This is a genomic window from Aliarcobacter cibarius (assembly GCF_013372265.1).
Lineage (GTDB): Bacteria > Campylobacterota > Campylobacteria > Campylobacterales > Arcobacteraceae > Aliarcobacter > Aliarcobacter cibarius.
In genome coordinates this window covers 1,643,042-1,656,189 of record NZ_CP054051.1, presented here as the reverse complement: position 1 = coordinate 1,656,189, position 13,148 = coordinate 1,643,042, and the positions used below count along the sequence as shown (strand labels likewise).

Sequence of the window (13,148 nt, the reverse complement as noted above, 5' to 3'; positions counted from 1 at the left end):
TAATCTTCACTTTAATTTAAACAATTTACGATAAAATCACACTCATGATAAATAGATACCCAACAAAACAGATAAAAGTAGGAAATGTCCTAATTGGTGGTGATGCACCAATAAGTGTTCAATCAATGACATATACAAAAACATCAGATGTAGAGGCCACAGTTGAGCAAATAAGAAAGCTTCATTTTGCAGGTGCTGATATAGTAAGAGTTGCAGTTCCACATATTGAAGATGCTAATGCTTTAAAAGAGATAAAAAAACAAGTTGATTTACCAATTGTTGCAGATATACATTTTCACTATAAGTTGGCTTTAATTGCTGCTGAAGTTGTAGATTGTATTAGAATTAATCCTGGAAATATTGGAGATAAAAAAAGAGTTCAAGAAGTTGTAAAAGCTTGCCAAAATAGAAATATACCTATAAGAATTGGTGTAAATTGTGGAAGTTTAGAAAAAGAGTTTGAAGATAAATATGGACAAACAGCAAAAGGAATGGTTGCAAGTGCTGATTATAACATTAAATATTTGGAAGATTTAGGTTTTACAGATATAAAGATTTCGCTAAAAGCAAGTGATGTTCAAAGAACTGTTGAAGCTTATAGAACTTTAAGACCTATGAATAACTATCCATTTCATTTAGGTGTAACAGAAGCTGGAACTCAATTTCACTCTACAATTAAATCATCAATTGCATTAGGAAGTTTATTATTAGATGGTATTGGTGATACTCTAAGAGTTTCAATGACAGGAGAACTTGAAGAGGAAATTAAAGTAGGAAAAGCTATTTTAAAAGATTTAGGTATTTCAAAAGAGGGTTTAAATATTATCTCTTGTCCAACTTGTGGAAGAATTGAAGCTGACTTAGTAAGTGCAGTTGCAGAAATAGAAAAAAGAACAGCACATATTAGAACACCTTTAGATGTTTCAGTAATGGGTTGTGTTGTAAATGCTATTGGAGAGGCAAAGGCTGCTGATGTTGCAATCGCTTTTGGAAAAGGAAGTGGTCTTGTTATGAAAAAAGGTGAAATTATTGCAAAACTTAGTGGAGAAGCACTTATAAATAAATTTGTAGAAGAAGTAGAATTTGAAGCAAAAAGAAAAATATAATGGATAGTATTTATAGTATAAATATTGAAAGAGCTGTTCTTAGTTCAGTATTTTTTAATCCTGAAGAGCTAGAAGATATTTTAGGTGTTTTAAAACCAAAAGATTTTTATCTTCCTGCTCATAAATCTATTTTTGAAGCAATGATAAGACTTCATGAAGAAGATATGCCAATTGATGAAGATTTTATTAGAAATAAAATTAATTCAAAAGATATTGATGATTCAGTTTTACTTGAAATTTTAAGTGCAAATCCTATTACAAATACTCAAGCTTATGTAAAAGAGATAAAAGATGCTTCTGTAAAAAGAGAATTAGCAAGTTTAGCTACAACAATAAAAAAAGTTGCAATTGAAGATCAAATAACAGCAAATGAAGCATTGGATACTATTCAAGGTGAGCTTTATAAAATTTCGACAAATAGTGCAACTAGTGAATTAAAAGATATGCAAACTGTAACAGGTGATACTTTAGCATATATAGAGAAAATGAAAAAGCTTGGAAACAAGTTTTTAATTGGACAAACAACAGGATTTGAATCTTTAGATAAGAGAACAACAGGTTTTAATGAAGGAGATTTAGTAATTATTGCTGCTCGTCCAGCTATGGGAAAAACTGCTTTGGTTTTAAACATGGCATTAAAAAATATTGAAAGAGATAAGGGTGTTATATTTTTCTCTCTTGAGATGCCAGCTGAACAGTTGATGTTAAGATTACTTGCAGCAAAAACTTCTATACCTTTACAAAATCTAAGAAAAGGTGATATGAATGATAATGAGTGGTCAAAATTAACGGATGCTTTTAATCATTTAAATACTAAAAAACTTTTTGTAGATGATGGTGGAAGTGTTAATATTAATCAACTTAGAGCAAGAGTAAGAAAATTAGCACAAAATGAAGATAATAAAATAAGTCTTGTAATAATAGATTATCTTCAACTAATGCAAGGTCTTGGTAACAAAGATAGACATCAAGAAGTTTCAGATATTAGTAGGGGTTTAAAAATGTTAGCAAGGGAGTTGAAAATTCCTATAGTTGCACTTTCTCAGCTGAATAGAGGTTTAGAAAATAGACCAGATAAAAGACCTATGCTTAGTGACTTAAGAGAATCTGGTGCTATTGAACAAGATGCTGATATTATTATGTTTGTTTATAGAGATGATGTTTATAAGCAAAGAGATGAAGCAAGAAAAGAAAAAGAGGCAAAAGATAAAGGTGAAGATTATAAATCTAAATTTCAAGATAAACCTATCGAAGAGGCTGAGATAATTATTGGGAAACAGAGAAATGGACCAATTGGTACAGTAAAACTGGATTTTCATAAAAATCTTACAAAATTTGTTGATAAAGAGAATGATTTCTCAGGTTCAGCTCCTATCGAAGTTGTCTTTGAAACAGTTGCTGATGTTGAAAAAGAAACAAATATAGATATTCCTAATATTTTATAATAAATAATATTATTTTAAGAATTAAACATTTATAATCTTTTAAATTATTTAAAGGATTATAATGAAAAGTGCTTTTTCTCTACTAGAACTAATTTTTATGATAGTTATTTTAGGAATAATCGTTGCTTTTGCTGTACCTAGATTTATGGATACAAAAGATAGTGCTTTAGTATCAACTTTAAAAAGAGATATAAATACTGCTATAAATTCTATACAAAGTTATTATTTGTTAAATCAAAAGATTGACAAAATTACTGATTCTATAAATATTACAACTACAAATTGGAATATCGAAGATTTAAAGATAAGTGATAAAAATGGTTGTCTGTCTTTAGAAATTAATAAAACAAAAACTCCAATAACAATTGATTTAAAAGTTGATACAACTAAAACTTCTTCAATTTGTACAAAAATAAGAGATAGTGGTTTAGTAACACAAAGTTATGAAGTTTATTAACTTTTAATTTTAATTTTATTTTCTTGTTTTCCAGCTGTTAACAATTTTTTAATAATCTCTCTTTTTATATTATGTATAAATATAATTTTTTATTAATATATCATAGAGAAATAATAATTATTTGGCTAGAATATGCCACTTTTCTTAATGTAGTAGAGGTTATTTTGAATAAGATTAAATTTTTAGAAGACAAAGATAGAGAGTTTTTATTAAACTCTATAAGAACAGTTGAAGATTTTCCAAAACCTGGAATAAGTTTTAAAGATATTACAACACTTTTAAATAACAAAGATGCTTTTGAACTTTTAATGAGCCATCTTGAAGAAAAATATAAATCATATAATTTAGATTATGTTGCTGGTATTGATGCTAGAGGTTTCATATTTGGTGCCGCACTAGCAACAAGACTTAAAATAGGATTTGTTCCTGTAAGAAAAAAAGGAAAACTTCCAAGTACAACAGTTTGTGAGAAATATGAATTAGAATACGGTTTTGATGAGGTTGAAATACATCTAGATGCATTTAGCACAACTCAAAATAAAAGAGTTTTATTAATTGATGATTTAGTTGTAAGTGGTGGAACAGCTTTTGCAGCAGCTAATTTGATAAAAAAATTAGAGGCAAATTTAGTTGAAGCATGTTTTATAATAAATTTTACAATTCTTCCAGGTAAAAGTAAGTTAGAACAACTTGTACCTGTTTATTCAGTATTAGAAATATAAAGAGATAAAAATGAGTAATTATATTCCAAAAGCTAGTAAATTTGATCCAAATTCAAAAGGTGAATTTGGTATTTTTGGTGGACAATATGTACCTGAAACATTAATGCCTGTTTTAAAAGAGTTAGAACTTGCTTACAATAAATATAGATTTGATAAAGATTTTTGGCAAGAAGTAAATTATTATTTAAAAGATTATGTTGGAAGAGAAAATCCTCTTTATTTTGCAGAAAATATAAGTAAAGAAATAGGTGCAAAAATCTATTTAAAAAGAGAAGATTTAAACCATACTGGAGCTCATAAAGTAAACAATGTTATTGCTCAAGGATTACTAGCAAAAAAAATGGGCAAGACAAAGGTAATAGCTGAAACAGGAGCTGGACAACATGGTGTGGCAACTGCAACAATTGCAGCTTTACTTGGACTTGAATGTACTGTTTTTATGGGTGCAAAAGATGTCGCAAGACAAGAGTTAAATGTATTTAGAATGAAGCTTTTAGGTGCAAAAGTAGTTGCAGTTGAAAGTGGGAGTAAAACTTTAAAAGATGCAATGAATGATGCAATAAGATATTGGGTTACAAATGCAAGAGATACTTTTTATATAATAGGAACTGTTGCAGGTCCTCATCCATATCCTATGATGGTTAGAGATTTTCAAGCAGTTATTGGTTATGAAGCAAGAAAACAAATACTTGAAAAAGAGAATAAATTACCTGATTATGTAGTTGCTTGTATTGGTGGTGGTTCAAATTCTATTGGGATGTTTTCACATTTTTTAGAAGATAAAGAAGTAACTTGTGTAGGAATTGAAGCAGGTGGATTAGGACTTGATACAAATAAGCATGGAAGCTGTTTAGCAAAAGGAACTCCTGGAATTTTACATGGACAATGTTCATATTTACTTCAAGATGAAGATGGACAAGTTTTAGAAGCACATAGTATTAGTGCAGGACTTGATTATCCTGGAGTTGGACCAGAACACTCTTTTCATAAAGATAACAAAACAGTTACATATGATAATATAACTGATAAAGAAGCTCTTGATGCATTTGTTTGGTTGAGTCGAAAAGAAGGAATTATTCCTGCATTTGAATCAGCTCATGCAATAGCTTATTTAAAAAAAGCAAAAGAAAAATTAAAAGATAAGTTGGTGATTGTTTGTCTATCTGGTAGAGGTGATAAAGATATGATACAGGCAAAAGAGTTATTAAAATTTGATTAGTTAGGATATTACAATGAGGGAACTTTTTAGAAAAATTCAACCATATTCTGGAAAAATTTTTGCGTTGGGATTAATATTATTTATCTCTTTTCTTGCTTATAATTTATACAATGCTCCTGTTGAAGGACTTGATGAAAAATTTGCATATTTATTAAGAAAATATGGATACATAATACTTTTCGTTTGGGGAATGCTAGAAGGTGAAGCTGGTCTTGTAATGGCAGGATTATTAGCTCATACAGGTGATATGAATTTATACATAGCAATTTTTGTAGCGGGTCTTGGTGGTTTTGCTGGAGATCAAGTATATTTTTATATTGGAAGATTTAATAAAAAAGCTGTTTTAAAAAAATTAATTAGTCAAAGAAGAAAGTTTGCATTTGCCCATTTATTACTTAAAAAACATGGATGGCCAATAATTTTTGCTCAAAGATATATGTATGGAATGAGAACAATTATTCCAATGTCAATTGGTATTACAAGATACGATGCTAGAAAATTTGCACTTATAAACTTAATATCAGCATGGGCATGGGCAGCGATTACAATAGTTCCTGTATGGTATTTTGGAAATGAAATTATGGTAGTTCTTCATTGGGCAAAAGAACACTGGTATTTAGCAATACCTATTGCTGCTACATTTGGTGGTGGAATTATTTATTATTTCAATAAAGCTACAAAAAAAATGGAAAGAAGGATGTTAGATGAAAATTAAAATAGTAGAGAAATTTAAATCAAAAGATTTTGATTTAGAAATAATTTTAGTAAATAAAATTGAGGATTTAGGAGAAAATAAAGATTTATTAGAGAGTTTAGATTTTAAAATAAAAGATGAATCTTCTATTTTTTTACCAGAATCTAAAAAAATTTATTCAGCTTTTGAAGAGTTTAACTATGATTCAATAGCAATTGCAATAGCAACAGCTATTAAAAAAGCAACTTCAACTAAATTTAAAACTGTAAAATTAGTTTTAAATAATTTTTTAGAAGATAACTTCAAAGCTTTAGTAGAAGGTGCTATTTTAGGAGCTTATAAGTTTGAAAATTACAAAAGTGAAAAAAATAAAAATGATTTAGAATTAAATTTCGTTGTAGAGAAAAAAAGTTCTAAATTATCAGATGTTTTAGAAGAATCAAAAATTATAGCAAGTTCTGTAAATTGTGCTAGAGATATGGTAAATACAGCACCAGCTGATTTTACTCCAAAAAGTTTTGCAGAAGCAGCACAAAATATTGCGAAAGAGTTTGATTTAGAGTGTGAAGTTTTTGGTGAAAAGTATCTTGAAAAACAAAAAATGATGTCTATGCATAGTGTTGGAAGAGCTTCAGTTCATGAATCACAGTTAATTCATTTGAAATATAAACCGAAAAAAGCAAAAACAAAAGTGGTTTTAGTTGGTAAAGGTCTTACTTATGATAGTGGAGGATTATCTTTAAAGCCAGCTGATTTTATGATTACTATGAAAGCTGATAAATCAGGTGGAGTCGCTGTTTTAAATACTATTAAAACTATTGCTGCACTTAAACTTCCTATAGAAGTTCATGCAATTGTAGGTGCTGTTGAAAATATGATAGGTGGAAATGCTTATAAACCAGATGATATTTTAAGAGCAAAAAATGGGAAAACTATTGAAGTAAGAAATACAGATGCAGAAGGAAGATTAGTTCTTGCGGATTGTTTATGTTATGCTCAAGATGAGATAAAAGATTTTAATTATATTTTAGATTTTGCAACATTGACAGGTGCTTGTGTTGTTGGACTTGGAGAATATACAACGGGAATTATGGGAAATTGTGAAGAGCTTAAACATAAAGCTTTGGTTTCTTGTCAAAATTCTGGAGAATATGCTACGAAACTAGATTTTAATAGATATCTAAAAAAATGTATTAAATCTGAAATAGCAGATGTTTGTAATATCTCAAATACAAGATATGGTGGAGCTATAACTGCAGGTATGTTTTTAGATAATTTTATCTATGAAGAAAATAAAAATAAATGGGTACATTTTGATATAGCGGGACCTGCATTTGTTGAAAAAGCTTGGGGATATAATCCTTATGGAGCAAGTGGAACAGGTGTTAGAATGGCTGTACAATTTATAAAAGATTTAGTAAACTAAGAGAAAACTCTTAGTTTATTTGATAATTAATAGGGATTTGAATATTCCAAACAGTTTTATTTAGTTCATTTGGGATTGCTTCAAAGAAGCCAATTTTTGTAAGTAATTCGATACTGGCTTCATCTAGTTTTTCAAACTTTGAATTTTGTATAATTCTTATATTTATAACTTTCCCATCTTTTAAAATATCAAAAGATACTACAACTTTTCCAGTTTGATTTAATCTTTTTGCAATTTTTGGATAAACCTTGTTTTTCTCTATTTTTGCTTTTACTTTAGATAAATAAGCATCTTCAATACTATCAATTTGTGCTTTACTTATTGATTCAATAACTGGATTTGTATTTGGAGTTGTTTGTGTAACAACTGGATTTTCTTCAATACTTTTTTCAGTTTTTTCAGCAACTTTTTCTACTGGTTTTTCAACAATCTTTTCTATAGGTTTCTCTTTTTTAACTACTTTTTCAACTTTTTTTGTCTTTTCTATAACTTTTGGAGCGGGTTTTTCAACAATTTTTTCAATAACAGGCTCAGGTTTTTGTTCGATAATAGGTTCAACTATTTTCTTTTCTATTTTTTGTACAGCTACACTATTTAAAGATATTTTTGTAATAATTTCTTCTTTTTTAGGCTCAATTTTTATTTCACTCATTGCATATAAAAAAATCGCTCCAACCATTGAATATAAGAAACTAGTTATAAAAAAAGAGTTTAAATATCGTTTCATTTTTTAAAACCTTTATTTCTTTGTAACAATTGATACATTTGAGAATTCATTTTTCTTTAACATATCTAAAACATTTACAAAATATTCAAATTTTGTATTTTTATCTGTATTTAAATGTATTGGAGTTTCTCTTGATTTTTGTAAAAGTTCAAGTTCTATATTTTCAATAGCTATTTTCATATCTTCCATAAATAGTTCACCTTGATCATTTATAACTATTACTATTTCTTTATCACTTTTTAACTTACTAGCATTTTGTGCATCTGGAAGATTAACAGGGATTATACCTTTTGTAATAAATGTTGATGTTAATAAAACTATTGCTAAAAGTACTAATAAAACATCAATAAATGGTATTACATTTATTGAATCATACTTCTGTAGTTTCATACTGGCTCTCCAAAACTTCTGCAAATCTACTTAGTATATTATATAAAACCATTGAAATAATAGCAACAACCAAACCAACTGCTGTTGCTTTAAGTGCTAGTGCTAAACTCTCCATAATTTTTGAAGCATCAATATCTCCACCACTTCCCATAGTCATGAAAGTAAGCATAATAGCTAAAACTGTTCCTAAAAGACCAATATATGGTGCATTTGAAGCAATAGTTCCAATTATTGTAAGATGTTTTGTAAGTGCAACATCTAATGATTTCTTTGTTTTATAAGATTTTACATCAATTCTTTTATAAAAAATTATTCTCTCTATAAAAAAGAAAACAGCAATAAAACTCATAACAATTAATAGAGCAATTACTCCATAATCAACCAAATGTTTTAAATTTTCTACATCTTGCATAAACTCATCCTTATAAATTTTTTGAAATTTTATTATAATATTGATAATAATTATCTTAATGGACAAAATTATATTTAGTTTATGTTAAAATATCGTTAAATATGTGAAGATAAAATTCCAATATTTAAAAATTTAAGGAAAAAATTTGAAAAAAATATTAATTTATTCAATATTTTGTTCTTTTGCTCTTGCTAATCAGAATAATTTGCAATTAATTCAAAAAGATAAAAAAGAGTATCAAGAGTTAGATATGAAATCTATTCAAACAAAATATGAAAATCTAAAAAGTAGTTGGATTGGAACAGTTGGATTTAGTTCAAGTATAAGTAGATATCACAGTTTTGGTGAGAAAACTCAAAGTAATATTGACAGAAAGTTTTCTAAAAAAGCTGCTATTAGTTTTAAACAATCTATTTTTGAATCAGGTGGAATTGAATTACAAATAGAGTATGCGAAAGATAAATTCAATTATGATATGTTAGCTTGGGAGAATAAAAATCAACAATATTTGCAAAATATTTATAATATATTACTAGAGATAAATAAGGTAAATTTACAAATAGATCAAGCTAAATATAGAGGATTAAATAAAGAGATTGAAGAGATTATAAAAAGAATTCAATATGAAGCAGGTAAAACTGATATTATTGAATTAAACAACGCAATTATGAATAAGAATTTAATAAAAAAAGAAATTATAAGTCTTGAGAATTTATTAAAAGAGCAAGAGTATGAATTAGCAAAATATACAGATTTGAAATATCAAGAGATAGAAATTCTAGATTTTTCTTTAATTTTAAAAGATGATTTTATGAGTAAAAATTTAAATATTTTACAAGAACAGGCAAAAGTTTCTATGCTTAAAACAGATTATGAAAAACAAAAAACAGATTATTTACCTAAAATATATTTTTCTACAGGATTAGATTACTCTAATAGTGGAGATACTTTTTCAACTACTTTAAAAGATACAAATAAGGATGATGCTGGTGGAAATGTAGCTTTAGGTTTAGAAATGCCTTTGTATGATTATAATAAGTCAACAAAACTTGAAGAAGCGAAACTTGAAGTATTAAAACAAAAAGCTTTTGTAAATGATGTTAAGAATGAAGAATCAAATAATTTTGAAACTCTTTTAACAAAGATTGACACTTATAAAAAACATATAAAAACAATTGAAGATAATATAAAGCTTTATGATGAGTTGATAAAAGCAAATGAGATCTCAAACCAAGCTGGAATGACTTCAATGTATGATTTAGATATTTTGAGAAACACAAAAGAGATAAATTTATATGATTTAAAAATAAATGATATCAGCATTTTACAGCAGTATGTAAAACTTCATTTTCAAACAAGAAATTAAAAGATAAAAGGCATAAAAATGAGTAATTTAAGAAATGAATTAAACAGTTATAAAAGTAGTAATAAATCATATAAGTATATTAGTTTAATAGTAGTTAGTTTAATAGTAGCTATATTAGTTTATATATTTTTCCCAAAAGAAGCTGATAAAAAAATAGAATATATAACTTCAAAGGTATCAAAAGGTGATTTAACTGTACTTGTTAGTGCTAGTGGAAATATAAAACCTACAAATAGTGTTGAAATAGGTATCGAAGTTTCAGGAACAATAAAAGAAATATTTGTTGATTTTAATGATGAAGTTGAAGTAGGGCAAGTTTTAGCAAAGATTGATACAACAAAATTGGAAGCTCAGGTTGAAAGTTCAATGGCAGCTTTAGCAATAGCAAAAGCAAATCAAAAAGAGAGTGAAGTAAATTTAAAAAACAAAAAATTACTTTATGATAGAACAAAAAAGATGTTTGATAGTTCAAATGGTAAATATCCATCAAAAAATGAGTTAGATGATACAAAATTTTCTTATGAAGCAGCTCTTTCAAGTTTAGAAGCAGCTAAATCAAAAGTTATGCAATCTGAATCAAATTTAAAAAATGATAAACAAAACTTAGAAAAAGCTAGTGTAAAATCTAGTATAAAAGGAATAGTTTTAAACAAGGAAGTTGAAATAGGGCAAACATTGGCTGCAACTATGTCTGCTCCAAAACTATTTACATTGGCAAAAGATTTAACAAATATGGATTTAGTTGTAAGTATTGATGAAGCGGATGTTGCTGATATTAAAGAAGGATTAGATGTAACTTTTACGGTTGATGCTTATGCAAACAAAGAGTTTAAAGGAAAAATTAAACAAGTAAGATTAAATCCAATTACAACAAATGGAGTTGTAACTTATGAAACAGTTGTAAGTGTTGATAATCCTGATTTATTATTAAAGCCTGGAATGACTGCAAATGCAAAAATTATTACAAAAAATGTAAGAGATCAAATTTTAATTCCTAATAGTGCATTAAGATTCACTCCTAAAGTAAGTAATGAACAAGTTACAGCAAAAAAGGCAACACTAGCAGGACCACCAAATTTTCAAAGACCACAAGATCCAAAAGAAAACAAAACTAAAGATGGTTTAGCTTCAATTTATATACTTGAAAATGGTAATCCAAAAGAGGTAAAAGTTAAAGTTCTTGATAGTGATTCAAAACTATCATCTATAAATTCTAAAGAGATAAAGATAGATGATGAAGTCATAATTTCTCAAAAGAGCCAAAATGCAAAATAAAGAAGTTTTAATTGAGTTTAAAAATGTCAAAAAAAGCTATGGAATAGGGGCTAATATAACATATGCATTAAATGGTGTAGATTTAAAAATTTACAAAGGTGAGTTTGTTGCAATTATGGGAGCTAGTGGAAGTGGAAAATCTACATCTATGAATATTATTGGATGTTTAGATAAACCAACTAGTGGAGAGTATCTTTTTGATGGAGTGAATGTAGAGAATTTAAATTTAAATCAAATGGCAATATTAAGAAGAAATTACATAGGTTTTGTTTTTCAAGGATTTAATCTATTAGGAAGAACAAGTGCTTTAGAAAATGTTGAATTACCTTTGATTTATAGAAAAGTTCCTAAAGAACAAAGAAATAAATTAGCAATAGAAGCATTAAAAAAAGTAGGATTAGAAAGTGTTATAAAAAATACTCCAGCAGAATTAAGTGGAGGTCAGCAACAACGTGTTGCAATAGCAAGAGCAATAGTTACAGATCCTTTACTTTTATTAGCTGATGAACCAACAGGAAATCTTGACAGTATAAAAAGTGTTGAGGTTATGGAGTTATTAAAAAAATTAAATGAGGAATTAAATATTACTATTATTATGGTGACACATGAAGAAGAGATGGCAGCTTATGCTTCAAGAGTAATATATTTTAGAGATGGAAATATTGAAGACTCCTTAAAAAAAGGATTTAAATAATGTTATTAAATGCTTTATTAATAGCAATAAAAGAGATAAGAAGAAATATATTAAGATCAATTCTTACTATTTTAGGAATTGTAATAGGAGTTGCTTCTGTTATTGCTATGGTTATGATTGGAGATGGAACAACTGCAAAAGTTACAGAAAATATTGAAAAACTTGGAAGTAATATGTTAAATGTTCGAGTTGGACAAGAAAAGAGAGGTGCTCCAAGAGATGATAATAGTGCAAAACCTTTTAAAAATGAAGATATAACAGCAATAAAAAATGAAGTTGCAAATCTAAAAGGTGTAACAGCAGAGAATTCTAGTATGGCTAATGTAGTATTTGGAAATAAAAGTAACTCTTCATTGATTGTTGGTACTACAAATGATTATTTTGTTATCAAGGATTGGGAAGTTGAACAGGGAAGAATTTTTGAAGAAAGTGAAGTTTCTAGTGGCAAATCGGTTTGTCTTTTAGGAACAACAGTTGTAAAAAATCTATTTGGAGATGAAAATCCAATTGGCTCTACGATAAGGCTTAAAAACTTTCCTTGTAATGTTATTGGAGTTTTAGCTTCAAAAGGAGCTAGTAGCTTTGGAAGAGACCAAGATGAAGTTGTTATAACACCTCTTAAAATGTATCAGAGAAAAATTCAAGGAAATTTGGATGTTTCTACAATAATTGTATCAGTAATGGAAGAAAAGTATATCGAAGATGCAAAAGCACAAATTACTTCTTTAATGCAAGATAGAAGAGCTATTAAAGTAGGAGAAGCTGATAATTTTCATATAAGAGATATGAAAGATATATTAAATACTATGACAAGCACTACAAAAATGTTGACTTATCTTTTAGGTTCAATAGCAGGTATATCATTACTTGTTGGAGGAATTGGTATTATGAATATTATGCTTGTATCAGTTACTGAAAGAACAAGAGAAATTGGAATAAGACTTGCAATTGGTGCAATGCAAAGTGAAGTTTTAATGCAATTTTTAATAGAGGCTATTGTACTTTCAACTTGGGGTGGTATTATTGGAATATTTATGGGACTAGGTATAGGGTATTTAGCAGTGGGAGCTTTTGATTTACCATATATTATAAATAGTCAAATTATATTAATATCATTTGTTTTTTCAACTTTAATAGGAGTGGTTTTTGGATATTTCCCTGCAAGAAAAGCTGCTAGATTAAATCCAATAGATGCGTTGAGGTATGAGTAATTTA

The 13,148-nt window shown here is 27.7% G+C and carries 14 protein-coding genes and 1 pseudogene; 12 read left to right on the top strand and 3 right to left on the bottom strand.

What is annotated here, in order from left to right; translation table 11 throughout:
- Positions 1-44 precede the first annotated feature (44 nt).
- From ispG to ACBT_RS08315, 7 genes are all read left to right on the top strand, one after another.
- Entirely contained in the window at positions 45-1,106 is a 1,062-nt protein-coding gene (gene ispG / locus ACBT_RS08345) for a flavodoxin-dependent (E)-4-hydroxy-3-methylbut-2-enyl-diphosphate synthase (RefSeq protein WP_024775989.1), read from the top strand.
- Complete coding sequence (locus ACBT_RS08340; RefSeq protein WP_024775990.1) at positions 1,106-2,551, top strand: replicative DNA helicase; 1,446 nt, start codon at positions 1,106-1,108, stop codon at positions 2,549-2,551. Before ispG ends, ACBT_RS08340 begins: the two co-directional genes overlap by 1 nt.
- A 61-nt stretch (positions 2,552-2,612) precedes the next feature.
- Positions 2,613-3,008 carry a type II secretion system protein gene (locus tag ACBT_RS08335; protein ID WP_024775991.1) on the top strand — a complete coding sequence of 132 codons (396 nt, stop codon included), beginning with the start codon at positions 2,613-2,615 and terminating at the stop codon, positions 3,006-3,008.
- A gap of 164 nt (positions 3,009-3,172) precedes the next feature.
- On the top strand, positions 3,173-3,730 hold the full coding sequence (gene apt / locus ACBT_RS08330) for an adenine phosphoribosyltransferase (RefSeq protein WP_034218840.1): 558 nt from the start codon (positions 3,173-3,175) through the stop codon (positions 3,728-3,730).
- A gap of 10 nt (positions 3,731-3,740) precedes the next feature.
- Positions 3,741-4,949, top strand: a complete 1,209-nt coding sequence (gene trpB, locus ACBT_RS08325) for a tryptophan synthase subunit beta (protein WP_024775993.1) — start codon at positions 3,741-3,743, stop codon at positions 4,947-4,949.
- Positions 4,950-4,962: 13 nt separating this feature from the next.
- Positions 4,963-5,664 carry a DedA family protein gene (locus ACBT_RS08320; protein ID WP_024775994.1) on the top strand — a complete coding sequence of 234 codons (702 nt, stop codon included), beginning with the start codon at positions 4,963-4,965 and terminating at the stop codon, positions 5,662-5,664.
- Positions 5,654-7,069 carry a leucyl aminopeptidase gene (locus tag ACBT_RS08315; RefSeq protein WP_024775995.1) on the top strand — a complete coding sequence of 472 codons (1,416 nt, stop codon included), beginning with the start codon at positions 5,654-5,656 and terminating at the stop codon, positions 7,067-7,069. The genes ACBT_RS08320 and ACBT_RS08315 overlap by 11 nt, the downstream gene beginning before the upstream one ends.
- Before the next feature lie 10 nt (positions 7,070-7,079).
- On the opposite strand, the gene ACBT_RS08310 is transcribed toward ACBT_RS08315, so the two are convergent.
- From ACBT_RS08310 to exbB, 3 genes are read right to left on the bottom strand one after another with little or no spacing between them, the layout of a single operon-like run.
- Entirely contained in the window at positions 7,080-7,796 is a 717-nt protein-coding gene (locus ACBT_RS08310; RefSeq protein WP_024775996.1) for an energy transducer TonB, read from the bottom strand.
- A 12-nt stretch (positions 7,797-7,808) separates the two neighbouring features.
- A complete protein-coding gene (gene exbD / locus ACBT_RS08305; protein WP_024775997.1) occupies positions 7,809-8,186 on the bottom strand; it encodes a TonB system transport protein ExbD in 378 nt (125 codons plus the stop codon).
- A complete protein-coding gene (gene exbB / locus ACBT_RS08300) occupies positions 8,167-8,598 on the bottom strand; it encodes a TonB-system energizer ExbB (RefSeq protein ID WP_024775998.1) in 432 nt (143 codons plus the stop codon). The genes exbD and exbB overlap by 20 nt, the downstream gene beginning before the upstream one ends.
- A gap of 145 nt (positions 8,599-8,743) precedes the next feature.
- Here exbB and ACBT_RS11890 point away from each other — a divergent pair.
- The 5 genes and pseudogenes from ACBT_RS11890 to ACBT_RS08280 form a co-directional block, all read left to right on the top strand.
- Positions 8,744-9,337: pseudogene (locus ACBT_RS11890) on the top strand (TolC family protein); the annotation flags it as partial.
- Between the two features lie 72 nt (positions 9,338-9,409).
- A complete protein-coding gene (locus ACBT_RS11885) occupies positions 9,410-9,964 on the top strand; it encodes a TolC family protein (protein WP_407647546.1) in 555 nt (184 codons plus the stop codon).
- A gap of 18 nt (positions 9,965-9,982) precedes the next feature.
- Complete coding sequence (locus tag ACBT_RS08290; RefSeq protein ID WP_228130320.1) at positions 9,983-11,239, top strand: efflux RND transporter periplasmic adaptor subunit; 1,257 nt, start codon at positions 9,983-9,985, stop codon at positions 11,237-11,239.
- Positions 11,229-11,933 (top strand): ABC transporter ATP-binding protein, encoded by a 705-nt coding sequence (locus ACBT_RS08285; protein WP_024776001.1) that lies wholly within the window; start codon positions 11,229-11,231, stop codon positions 11,931-11,933. The genes ACBT_RS08290 and ACBT_RS08285 overlap by 11 nt, the downstream gene beginning before the upstream one ends.
- Positions 11,933-13,144, top strand: a complete 1,212-nt coding sequence (locus ACBT_RS08280; RefSeq protein WP_024776002.1) for an ABC transporter permease — start codon at positions 11,933-11,935, stop codon at positions 13,142-13,144. The genes ACBT_RS08285 and ACBT_RS08280 overlap by 1 nt, the downstream gene beginning before the upstream one ends.
- Positions 13,145-13,148: the final 4 nt, after the last annotated feature.

What these genes read in the sequence shown, in the direction of transcription:
- ispG (WP_024775989.1), top strand. Translation starts at nt 45, where the DNA reads ATGATAAATAGATACCCAACAAAACAGATAAAAGTAGGAAATGTCCTA.
- ACBT_RS08340 (WP_024775990.1), top strand. Translation starts at nt 1,106, where the DNA reads ATGGATAGTATTTATAGTATAAATATTGAAAGAGCTGTTCTTAGTTCA.
- ACBT_RS08335 (WP_024775991.1), top strand. Translation starts at nt 2,613, where the DNA reads ATGAAAAGTGCTTTTTCTCTACTAGAACTAATTTTTATGATAGTTATT.
- trpB (WP_024775993.1), top strand. Translation starts at nt 3,741, where the DNA reads ATGAGTAATTATATTCCAAAAGCTAGTAAATTTGATCCAAATTCAAAA.
- ACBT_RS08320 (WP_024775994.1), top strand. Translation starts at nt 4,963, where the DNA reads ATGAGGGAACTTTTTAGAAAAATTCAACCATATTCTGGAAAAATTTTT.
- ACBT_RS08315 (WP_024775995.1), top strand. Translation starts at nt 5,654, where the DNA reads ATGAAAATTAAAATAGTAGAGAAATTTAAATCAAAAGATTTTGATTTA.
- ACBT_RS08310 (WP_024775996.1), bottom strand. Translation starts at nt 7,796, where the DNA reads ATGAAACGATATTTAAACTCTTTTTTTATAACTAGTTTCTTATATTCA.
- exbD (WP_024775997.1), bottom strand. Translation starts at nt 8,186, where the DNA reads ATGAAACTACAGAAGTATGATTCAATAAATGTAATACCATTTATTGAT.
- exbB (WP_024775998.1), bottom strand. Translation starts at nt 8,598, where the DNA reads ATGCAAGATGTAGAAAATTTAAAACATTTGGTTGATTATGGAGTAATT.
- ACBT_RS11885 (WP_407647546.1), top strand. Translation starts at nt 9,410, where the DNA reads ATGAGTAAAAATTTAAATATTTTACAAGAACAGGCAAAAGTTTCTATG.
- ACBT_RS08290 (WP_228130320.1), top strand. Translation starts at nt 9,983, where the DNA reads ATGAGTAATTTAAGAAATGAATTAAACAGTTATAAAAGTAGTAATAAA.
- ACBT_RS08285 (WP_024776001.1), top strand. Translation starts at nt 11,229, where the DNA reads ATGCAAAATAAAGAAGTTTTAATTGAGTTTAAAAATGTCAAAAAAAGC.
- ACBT_RS08280 (WP_024776002.1), top strand. Translation starts at nt 11,933, where the DNA reads ATGTTATTAAATGCTTTATTAATAGCAATAAAAGAGATAAGAAGAAAT.